Raw genomic sequence first — 8,694 nt, 5'->3', positions numbered from 1 at the left:
ACAACAGTATTAGCAAATAAAGGATTCGCTGAAGCATTTAACTATGCAGATATTGATAAGGCTCCAGAAGAAAAAGAAAGAGGAATCACAATCAATACAGCACACGTTGAATACCAAACAGAAAACAGACATTATGCTCACGTTGACTGTCCAGGACATGCTGACTATGTTAAGAACATGATTACAGGAGCAGCACAAATGGATGGAGCTATCTTAGTTGTATCAGCAGCAGATGGTCCAATGCCACAAACAAGAGAACATATACTACTAGGATCAAGAGTTGGTATCCAATATATCGTAGTATTCTTAAATAAAGCAGATATGGTAGATGATCCAGAATTATTAGAATTAGTAGAAATGGAAGTTAGAGAATTATTAAGTGAATATGACTTCCCAGGAGATGATATTCCAGTAATAACAGGATCAGCATTAAAAGCATTAGAAAATCCAACAGATGAAGAAGCAATTAAGCCAATCATGGACTTAATGGAAGCAGTAGATAGCTATATCCCAACTCCAGAAAGAGCAACAGATAAGCCATTCTTAATGCCAATCGAAGATGTATTCACAATTACAGGAAGAGGAACAGTTGCAACAGGAAGAGTTGAAGCTGGAGTACTTCATGTAGGAGACGAAGTAGAAATCGTTGGATTAAGTGAAGAAAAGAAGAAGGTTGTAGTAACTGGAATCGAAATGTTCAGAAAGTTATTAGATGAAGCGCAAGCAGGAGATAACATCGGAGCATTATTAAGAGGAGTTCAAAGAGCTGATATTGAAAGAGGTCAAGTTTTATCAAAACCAAATTCAGTACACCCTCACACTAAATTTGTAGGTCAAGTATATGTACTTAAGAAAGAAGAAGGCGGAAGACATACTCCATTCTTCGATGGATACAGACCACAATTCTATTTCAGAACAACAGACGTTACAGGATCAATCAAATTACCAGATGGAATGGAAATGGTAATGCCTGGAGATCATATTGATATGAATGTTGAATTAATCACTCCAATCGCAATGGATGAAGGATTAAGATTCGCTATCAGAGAAGGTGGAAGAACTGTAGGTTCTGGAGTTGTTACTAAAATAGTAGAATAAGATATATTTATATTTGACAATAAAAGCAAGGTATAGGTTCCTTGCTTTTATTTTATAAATAATGTACTTTGCTGATTAGGAATATATGAATTTATTTTTACAAAAGGTTTAATTATTATTTGAGAGATAAATTGTTATAAAAATGTATAAAGATTTAAGCAAAGATAACTAAAAAATGAGCAAATATAAACATGAAAAAAAAGTTAAGAAAATGTAAAAAAAAGCTTGAAAAGACAATATAACAATAGTATAATTAAGAAGTTGCATAGCATACAGCGAGGATTCAAGAGGTTGCCGGACTTCCGGGTAATTCTTGATGAGTAAGTTTGGATCTAGAATCCGACGACAGGGACTCTGTATTAGGTTTGGATATTGTGAAACACCTGGAACAGTTTACAGAATAGCCGCTGTTGTGCGTTAGAAGTAAAACGTACATAAAAGGAGGGAAATGAAATGTCAAAGCAAAAAATAAGAATTAGATTAAAAGCTTTTGATCATACAATTTTAGATCAATCAGCTGAAAAAATTGTTGAAACTGCAAAAACATCAGGAGCTAAAGTTGTAGGGCCAGTGCCATTACCAACTGAAAAAGATGTTGTTACAATATTAAGAGCGGTTCACAAGTACAAAGATTCAAGAGAACAATTTGAGATAAGAACTCATAAGAGATTAATCGATATTGTTAATCCATCACCTAAAACTGTTGATGCATTAATGAGATTAAATCTTCCAGCAGGTGTTGATATAGAAATCAAGCTTTAGTACTGGAAATAATATAAAAAACGGCTAGTTATGATTGTTAACAGTCCGCTAATTAGTTTGGGAGGTGTAAATACATGAAAAAAGCTATAATAGGAAAGAAAGTTGGAATGACACAAATTTTCGATGAAAAGGGAAAAGTGATTCCTGTAACTGTAGTAGAAGCTGGCCCATGTGTTGTTGTTCAAAAGAAAACATTAGAGAATGATGGTTATGAAGCAATACAAGTTGGTTTCGATGAAATAAGAGAAAAGTTAGCTAACAAGCCAAGAAAGGGTCACTTTGCTAAGGCTGGAGCTACATTAAGAAGAACTCTTAAAGAATTTAGACTTGATGATATAAGTCAATACGAAGTTGGAAATGAAATAAAAGCTGATGTATTTGGAGCAGGAGATAAAGTTGATGTATCTGCAGTATCTAAGGGAAAGGGTTTCCAAGGATCAATAAAGAGATGGAATCAACAAAGAGGGCCTATGACTCATGGATCTAAATTCCATAGAGCACCAGGTTCAATGGGAGCTTCATCAGATCCGTCTAGAACATTCAAGAATAAGAGAATGCCAGGACATATGGGATCTGTAAATACAACAGTGATTAATTTAGAAGTTGTTAAAGTAATAGCTGAAAAGAATTTAATACTAATTAAGGGTGGAATCCCAGGGCCTAATAAAGGTACAGTAGTAATTAAAGATACAGTTAGAGCTTAATTTCTTTGAAGAAAGGAGGAAATAAAATGCCTACAGTAGGAGTATTTAATAAAGAAGGAAATAAAGTTGCGGATATGGAATTAAATGAAGGTATATTTGCAGCAGAAATTAATGAATATGCATTACACCAAGTAGTAGTTGCATTATTAGCTAACAAAAGACAAGGAACTCAATCAACTAAAACTAGATCTGAAGTTAGAGGAGGCGGAATTAAGCCTTGGAGACAAAAGGGTACTGGAAGAGCAAGACAAGGTTCTATCAGATCACCACAATGGATCAAAGGTGGAATTGTATTCGCACCAAAGCCAAGAGACTATAGAGTTTCAGTTCCAAAGAGTATGAGAAAGGTTGCTATGAAATCTGCTTTAACTAGCAAGGTTCAAGATAATCAAATGATAGTTCTTGATTCATTAAATTTTGAAGCGCCAAAAACTAAGAGTATGATAGAAATGCTAAAGGCTTTAGAAGCTAATAAAGCATTAATTATAACAGCTGAATCAAATGAAGTTGTTTATAAGTCAGCAAGAAATATTGAAGGAATAAATGTTATTCCTGCAAACAACATTAATGTGTATGATTTGTTAAAATATGAAAAATTAATCATAACTAAAGATGCTGTATCAAAAATTGAGGAGGTGTACGCATAATGAAATTAACAAGCCATGATATAATAAGAAAGCCAATCATAACTGAAAAAAGTATGGCGTCTATGGCCGAAAAAAGGTACACTTTCATAGTTCATGTTGATGCTAATAAATCTCAAATAAAGAGAGCTGTGGAAGAAGTTTTCAACGTTAAAGTTGAATCTGTTAACACTATAAACGGTTTAGGTAAAACTAAGAGAATGGGCGTACATGTAGGTAAAAGATCAGATTACAAGAAAGCTATGGTTACATTAACTGAAGAAAGCAATGGAATTGAATTCTTTGAGGGAATGCAATAATAGTAGAATAAAGCCATTATTGGTGATCAACACCAGAAAAGCTTGAAGAAGGAGGGAATTTTAAATGGCAGTTAAAAAGTTTAACCCTATTACACCAGCAAGAAGACAAATGACTATGCCAACATTCGAAGAAATAACTTCACAACAACCAGAAAAGTCACTTCTTGTTGCGTTAAAAGTTAAAGCGGGTAGAAATAACCAAGGTAAAATCACTGTTAGACATCGTGGTGGTACTGTTAAGAGAAAATACAGAATAATAGATTTTAAAAGAAATAAAGATGCAGTTCCAGCAAAGGTTGCATCTATAGAATATGATCCAAACAGAACAGCATATATTGCTCTTGTTGTATATAGCGATGGAGAAAAGAGATATATTCTTGCACCTGCAGGATTAAAAGTTGGAGATGTAATAGAGTCTGGAGTTAATGCTGATATTAAACCAGGTAATGCACTTCCATTAAAGAATATACCAGTTGGTACGGTTATTCATAATATAGAATTACAAAGAGGTAAAGGTGGTCAATTAGTTAGAGCGGCAGGTGGATCGGCTCAATTAATGGCTAAAGAAGGAGATTATGCAACTCTTAGATTACCATCAGGGGAAATGAGATATGTAAGAATCGAATGTAGAGCCACTATAGGAACACTTTCTAATGCAACAAATGATATTGTTAATATCGGTAAAGCAGGTAGAAAGAGACATATGGGATGGAGACCAACAGTTAGAGGATCTGTAATGAACCCTAATGATCACCCTCATGGTGGTGGTGAAGGTAAGTCCCCAGTTGGTAGACCAAGTCCAGTTACTCCATGGGGTAAACCAGCACTTGGATACAAAACTAGAAAGACTAAGAAATATTCAGATAAATTTATTATCAAAGATAGAAGAGCTAAGTAGTTTGGGGAGAATAGTAAGTTCTCTTCACAACTTAGACCTTAGTGTTTATGAAGGGAGGCATATTAGTGAGTAGATCAACAAAGAAAGCACCTTTTGTTCATGAAGGACTTTTTAATAAAATAGAAGAAATGAATGGTAATGGAGAAAAAAAGGTTGTTAAGACTTGGTCAAGAAGTTCAACAATTTTTCCACAATTCATAGGTCATACAATTGCTGTTCATGATGGAAGAAAGCATGTACCAGTATATATATCAGAAGATATGGTTGGCCATAAATTAGGTGAGTTTGTATTAACTAGAACTTATAAAGGTCATGACGATAAAACATCAAAAAGATAGCCTGGAAAGGAGGATCATAAATGGAAGCTAGAGCTATAGCAAAATATATTAGAATGTCTCCAACAAAGGTAGGAGTAATTCTTAATTTAATAAGAGGAAAACAAGTTAACGAAGCTTTTGCTATTTTACAATATACTCCAAGAGAAGCAGCAGTAGTTATAAATAAAGTATTAAAATCAGCTGTTGCTAATGCAGAAAACAATTTGGAATTAAATGCTGATAACTTATATGTTTCAGAGTGCTTCGTTGGTCAAGGATCAACATTAAAGAGATTCCAACCTCATGCTCAAGGTAGAGCATTTAAAATATTAAAGAAAACAAGCAATATAACAGTAGTTGTTAAAGAAAGAGCTTAATAAGATAAAAGGAGGGAAAAGCAAGTGGGTCAAAAAGTAAATCCTCATGGCCTTAGAGTAGGTGTTATCAAGGGATGGAACGCAAAGTGGTATGCTAATAAGAAAAACTTTGCTGATAATCTTATAGAAGATAACAAGATTAGAAAATTTGTGAAAAAGGAACTTTTTTCTGCAGGTATTTCTAAAATTGAAATTGAAAGAGCTGCTAAAAGAGTAAAATTAAACATATATACAGCAAAGCCTGGTGTTATAATAGGTAAAGGTGGATCTGGAATTGAGGCTTTAAAAAATAAATTAACTCAATTCGTTGAAAATAAAAATGTTTTAATAAACATAGTTGAAGTTAAAAGTGCAGAAGCTGATGCGCAATTAATGGCTGAAAATATTGCTGCGCAATTAGAAAAGAGAATTTCATTCAGAAGAGCTATGAAGCAAACAATGCAAAGAGCTATGAAACACGGAATAAAAGGTGTGAAAACTGCTTGTTCTGGTAGATTAGGTGGAGCAGAAATAGCAAGAACTGAACATTATCATGAAGGAACAATTCCACTACAAACATTAAGAGCTGATATTGATTATGGATTTGCTGAAGCAGATACAACATATGGAAAAATCGGAGTTAAGGTTTGGGTTTATAATGGAGAAGTTCTTCCAACTAAGAAAGTAGAAAAGGAAGAGGCTAACGCATAGGAAAGGAGGAATAGATCATGTTAATGCCTAAAAGGGTAAAACATCGTAAGGTGCAACGTGGTAGAATGAAAGGTAAAGCTACAAGAGGTAATTTCTTAGCTTATGGTGATTACGGAATCCAAGCGCTAACTTGTGGATGGATAACAAGTAACCAAATTGAATCTGCCAGAATTGCTATCAATAGATACATTAAAAGAGGTGGAAAACTTTGGATAAAGATTTTCCCAGATAAACCAGTTACAGAAAAGCCAGCTGAAACAAGAATGGGTTCAGGTAAAGGATCACCAGAATACTGGGTTGCAGTAGTTAAGCCAGGTAGAGTATTATTTGAATTATCAGGAGTACCAGAAGAAACTGCAAGAGAAGCAATGAGACTTGCTTCACATAAACTTCCTGTAAAAACAAAATTTGTTTCAAAAAGAGATTTTGAGGAAATGGGTGGTGAAGAATAATGAAGGCTAGAGAATTAAAAGAATTGAAATCAAGCAATCCTCAAGATTTAACAGTTAAATTGGGCGATCTTAAAGCAGAGCTATTTAATTTAAGATTTCAATTAGCTACAGGACAATTAGAAAATCCAATGAGAATAAGAGAAGTTAAGAAATCTATAGCCCAAATAAAAACCATCTTAAGAGAAGAAGAATTAAAAGCATTGGAACAATAAAAGTTGGAAGGAGGTAAGCCCTAATGGAAAGATCATTAAGAAAAAAAAGAATTGGTAGGGTTGTTTCTGATAAAATGGAAAAGACTATTGTAGTTGCTGTTGAAACTAAGGTTAGACACCCATTATACGGTAAGACAGTTAATAAAACTACAAAGTTTAAAGTACATGATGAGAAGAATGAAGCTAAAATTAATGATAGAGTATCAATAATGGAAACTAGACCTTTATCTAAAGATAAGAGATGGAGACTTGTTGAAATAGTTGAAAAGGCTAAATAAGCTTTAAAACTGAAAGGAGGGTAATTTAATGATACAACAACAAACCTTATTAAAGGTTGCAGATAATTCAGGTGCAAAAGAAATTATGTGTATCAGAGTATTAGGTGGATCTAAAAGAAAGTTTGGTAATATCGGCGATGTTATAGTTGCTAGCGTTAAAAGTGCAACACCAGGTGGAGTTGTTAAAAAAGGTGATGTTGTAAAGGCAGTTGTAGTTAGATCAGTAAAAGGTGTAAGAAGAGCTGATGGTTCATATATTAAATTTGACGAAAACGCAGCAGTTATAATCAAAGATGATAAGCAACCAAAGGGAACTCGTATCTTTGGACCTGTTGCTAGGGAGCTAAGAGATAAGGAATTCACTAAAATTTTATCATTAGCACCAGAAGTTCTATAAGAGGAGGTGGCCAACTTGAAGATACATGTAAGAAAGAATGATACAGTTATTGTTATATCTGGAAAAGATAAAGGCAAAACTGGTGAAGTGTTAAAAGCGTATCCAAAGACAGGAAAAGTTCTTGTTCAAGGAGTTAATATAGTTAAAAAACATCAAAAAGCTAATAAGGGTCAAGTTGAAAGCGCTATAATTGAAAAAGAAGCGGCAATCAACAGCTCAAAAGTTATGTTATATTGTAACAAATGTAAGAATGCGACTAGAATTAGTAACAAAGTTTTAGATGATGGTACTAAGGTTAGAGTATGTAAAAAATGCGGAGAAACATTCTAGAATTTGAAAGGAGGTAACTAATATGACAAGACTTCAAGAAAAATATCAAAAAGAAGTAGTTCCAGCTATGATTGAAAAGTTCGGATATAAAAACATAATGGAAGTACCAAAGCTAGAAAAGATAGTAATCAACATGGGAGTTGGAGAAGCTAAAGAAAATCAAAAAGTGCTAGAATCAGCTGTTAATGATTTGACTTTAATAGCAGGTCAAAAGCCTGTATTAACAAGAGCTAAAAAATCTGTAGCTAACTTTAAAATTAGAGAAGATATGCCATTAGGCTGCAAAGTTACTCTAAGAAAAGCTAACATGTTTGAATTTGCTGATAAACTAATGAGTATCGCACTACCAAGAGTTAGAGATTTCAGAGGGGTTTCTAGCAAAGCTTTTGATGGTAGAGGAAATTATTCATTAGGAATTAAAGAACAATTAATATTCCCAGAAATAGAATATGATAAGATAGATAAAGTTAGAGGAATGGATATAATCTTCGTTACTACAGCTAACACTGACGAAGAAGCTAGGGAATTATTAAGATTCCTTGGAATGCCATTCGCTCAATAATAAGGAGGGAAACACATTGGCACGTAAGGCTATTATTGAAAAGTGGAGCAAAACTCCTAAATACCAAACAAGAGCTTATACAAGATGTAGAATATGTGGAAGACCACATGCTGTATTAAAAAAATATGGAGTATGCCGTATTTGTTTTAGAGAACTTGCTTATAAGGGCGAAATTCCAGGTTGTAGAAAAGCAAGTTGGTAAGATATACGATGTAACGAAAGGAGGCACATTAAATGGTTATGACAGATCCTATAGCAGATTTATTAACTCGTGTAAGAAATGCTAATGCTGTAAGACATGAAGTGGTAGAAGTACCTTCTTCAAACGTAAAGAAGGAAATTGCAAATATATTATTACAAGAGGGTTATATAAAAGAAATAAATGAATATAACGATGGAGTTGTTCCAATGTTAAGATTATCTCTTAAATATGGAGCTAATAAAGAAAGAGTTATAACTGGTATTAAGAGAATTTCTAAACCAGGGTTAAGAGTTTATTGCAAGAAAGACGAGGTACCAAAAGTTCTTAATGGATTAGGTATCGCTGTTGTTTCAACTTCAAATGGAATAATGGTAGATAGAGAAGCTAGAAAGAATGGATTAGGTGGAGAAGTAATCTGCTACGTTTGGTAATATCTCAGATAAATTAAACTAGATAAAATTGTAAAATACAA

Annotated in this window: 17 protein-coding genes; all 17 read left to right on the top strand. The window is 33.6% G+C overall.

Features of this window, described 5'->3' with window-relative positions; genetic code table 11:
* The coding region (gene tuf, locus T483_RS0109685; RefSeq protein WP_026886679.1) for an elongation factor Tu at nt 1-1,098 on the top strand (1,098 nt) is incomplete at its 5' end.
* 453 nt (nt 1,099-1,551) lie between these two features.
* Entirely contained in the window at nt 1,552-1,860 is a 309-nt protein-coding gene (gene rpsJ / locus T483_RS0109680; RefSeq protein WP_002582605.1) for a 30S ribosomal protein S10, read from the top strand.
* Nucleotides 1,861-1,934: 74 nt separating this feature from the next.
* Entirely contained in the window at nt 1,935-2,564 is a 630-nt protein-coding gene (gene rplC / locus T483_RS0109675) for a 50S ribosomal protein L3 (RefSeq protein ID WP_026886678.1), read from the top strand.
* 26 nt (nt 2,565-2,590) lie between these two features.
* A complete protein-coding gene (gene rplD / locus T483_RS0109670) occupies nt 2,591-3,211 on the top strand; it encodes a 50S ribosomal protein L4 (protein ID WP_026886677.1) in 621 nt (206 codons plus the stop codon).
* The gene (rplW, locus tag T483_RS0109665; RefSeq protein ID WP_026886676.1) at nt 3,211-3,507 is read left to right on the top strand and encodes a 50S ribosomal protein L23; all 297 of its coding nucleotides are present in this window, start codon (nt 3,211-3,213) and stop codon (nt 3,505-3,507) included. Before rplD ends, rplW begins: the two co-directional genes overlap by 1 nt.
* A gap of 64 nt (nt 3,508-3,571) precedes the next feature.
* Nucleotides 3,572-4,405, top strand: coding sequence for a 50S ribosomal protein L2 (gene rplB, locus T483_RS0109660; protein ID WP_026886675.1), 834 nt, complete (start codon nt 3,572-3,574; stop codon nt 4,403-4,405).
* Between the two features lie 65 nt (nt 4,406-4,470).
* A complete protein-coding gene (gene rpsS / locus T483_RS0109655; RefSeq protein WP_017209697.1) occupies nt 4,471-4,743 on the top strand; it encodes a 30S ribosomal protein S19 in 273 nt (90 codons plus the stop codon).
* 20 nt (nt 4,744-4,763) lie between these two features.
* Nucleotides 4,764-5,099 carry a 50S ribosomal protein L22 gene (gene rplV, locus T483_RS0109650; protein WP_026886674.1) on the top strand — a complete coding sequence of 112 codons (336 nt, stop codon included), beginning with the start codon at nt 4,764-4,766 and terminating at the stop codon, nt 5,097-5,099.
* Between the two features lie 24 nt (nt 5,100-5,123).
* A complete protein-coding gene (rpsC, locus tag T483_RS0109645; RefSeq protein WP_026886673.1) occupies nt 5,124-5,789 on the top strand; it encodes a 30S ribosomal protein S3 in 666 nt (221 codons plus the stop codon).
* 17 nt (nt 5,790-5,806) lie between these two features.
* Nucleotides 5,807-6,241, top strand: coding sequence for a 50S ribosomal protein L16 (rplP, locus tag T483_RS0109640; RefSeq protein WP_008426579.1), 435 nt, complete (start codon nt 5,807-5,809; stop codon nt 6,239-6,241).
* A complete protein-coding gene (rpmC, locus tag T483_RS0109635; RefSeq protein WP_009167820.1) occupies nt 6,241-6,453 on the top strand; it encodes a 50S ribosomal protein L29 in 213 nt (70 codons plus the stop codon). The genes rplP and rpmC overlap by 1 nt, the downstream gene beginning before the upstream one ends.
* Before the next feature lie 23 nt (nt 6,454-6,476).
* Nucleotides 6,477-6,731, top strand: a complete 255-nt coding sequence (rpsQ, locus tag T483_RS0109630; RefSeq protein ID WP_026886672.1) for a 30S ribosomal protein S17 — start codon at nt 6,477-6,479, stop codon at nt 6,729-6,731.
* A 28-nt stretch (nt 6,732-6,759) separates the two neighbouring features.
* Complete coding sequence (gene rplN, locus T483_RS0109625) at nt 6,760-7,128, top strand: 50S ribosomal protein L14 (RefSeq protein WP_026886671.1); 369 nt, start codon at nt 6,760-6,762, stop codon at nt 7,126-7,128.
* A 15-nt stretch (nt 7,129-7,143) separates the two neighbouring features.
* Nucleotides 7,144-7,458 (top strand): 50S ribosomal protein L24, encoded by a 315-nt coding sequence (gene rplX, locus T483_RS0109620; protein ID WP_011967519.1) that lies wholly within the window; start codon nt 7,144-7,146, stop codon nt 7,456-7,458.
* A 22-nt stretch (nt 7,459-7,480) separates the two neighbouring features.
* Entirely contained in the window at nt 7,481-8,020 is a 540-nt protein-coding gene (gene rplE, locus T483_RS0109615) for a 50S ribosomal protein L5 (RefSeq protein WP_026886670.1), read from the top strand.
* A 16-nt stretch (nt 8,021-8,036) separates the two neighbouring features.
* Nucleotides 8,037-8,222 (top strand): type Z 30S ribosomal protein S14, encoded by a 186-nt coding sequence (locus tag T483_RS0109610; protein ID WP_026886669.1) that lies wholly within the window; start codon nt 8,037-8,039, stop codon nt 8,220-8,222.
* A gap of 32 nt (nt 8,223-8,254) precedes the next feature.
* Nucleotides 8,255-8,653 carry a 30S ribosomal protein S8 gene (gene rpsH, locus T483_RS0109605; protein ID WP_008426597.1) on the top strand — a complete coding sequence of 133 codons (399 nt, stop codon included), beginning with the start codon at nt 8,255-8,257 and terminating at the stop codon, nt 8,651-8,653.
* Nucleotides 8,654-8,694 lie beyond the last annotated feature (41 nt).

Source organism: Clostridium beijerinckii HUN142, assembly GCF_000621745.1.
GTDB lineage: Bacteria > Bacillota > Clostridia > Clostridiales > Clostridiaceae > Clostridium > Clostridium beijerinckii_A.
Note: the sequence above shows the minus strand (reverse complement) of the source record. Positions and strands in the feature narration are given on the sequence as shown.

Bases quoted from the DNA above. Each gene is read 5' to 3' on its own strand.
- rpsJ (WP_002582605.1), top strand. From the start codon at position 1,552: ATGTCAAAGCAAAAAATAAGAATTAGATTAAAAGCTTTTGATCATACA.
- rplC (WP_026886678.1), top strand. From the start codon at position 1,935: ATGAAAAAAGCTATAATAGGAAAGAAAGTTGGAATGACACAAATTTTC.
- rplD (WP_026886677.1), top strand. From the start codon at position 2,591: ATGCCTACAGTAGGAGTATTTAATAAAGAAGGAAATAAAGTTGCGGAT.
- rplW (WP_026886676.1), top strand. From the start codon at position 3,211: ATGAAATTAACAAGCCATGATATAATAAGAAAGCCAATCATAACTGAA.
- rplB (WP_026886675.1), top strand. From the start codon at position 3,572: ATGGCAGTTAAAAAGTTTAACCCTATTACACCAGCAAGAAGACAAATG.
- rplV (WP_026886674.1), top strand. From the start codon at position 4,764: ATGGAAGCTAGAGCTATAGCAAAATATATTAGAATGTCTCCAACAAAG.
- rplP (WP_008426579.1), top strand. From the start codon at position 5,807: ATGTTAATGCCTAAAAGGGTAAAACATCGTAAGGTGCAACGTGGTAGA.
- rpmC (WP_009167820.1), top strand. From the start codon at position 6,241: ATGAAGGCTAGAGAATTAAAAGAATTGAAATCAAGCAATCCTCAAGAT.
- rpsQ (WP_026886672.1), top strand. From the start codon at position 6,477: ATGGAAAGATCATTAAGAAAAAAAAGAATTGGTAGGGTTGTTTCTGAT.
- rplN (WP_026886671.1), top strand. From the start codon at position 6,760: ATGATACAACAACAAACCTTATTAAAGGTTGCAGATAATTCAGGTGCA.
- rplE (WP_026886670.1), top strand. From the start codon at position 7,481: ATGACAAGACTTCAAGAAAAATATCAAAAAGAAGTAGTTCCAGCTATG.
- rpsH (WP_008426597.1), top strand. From the start codon at position 8,255: ATGGTTATGACAGATCCTATAGCAGATTTATTAACTCGTGTAAGAAAT.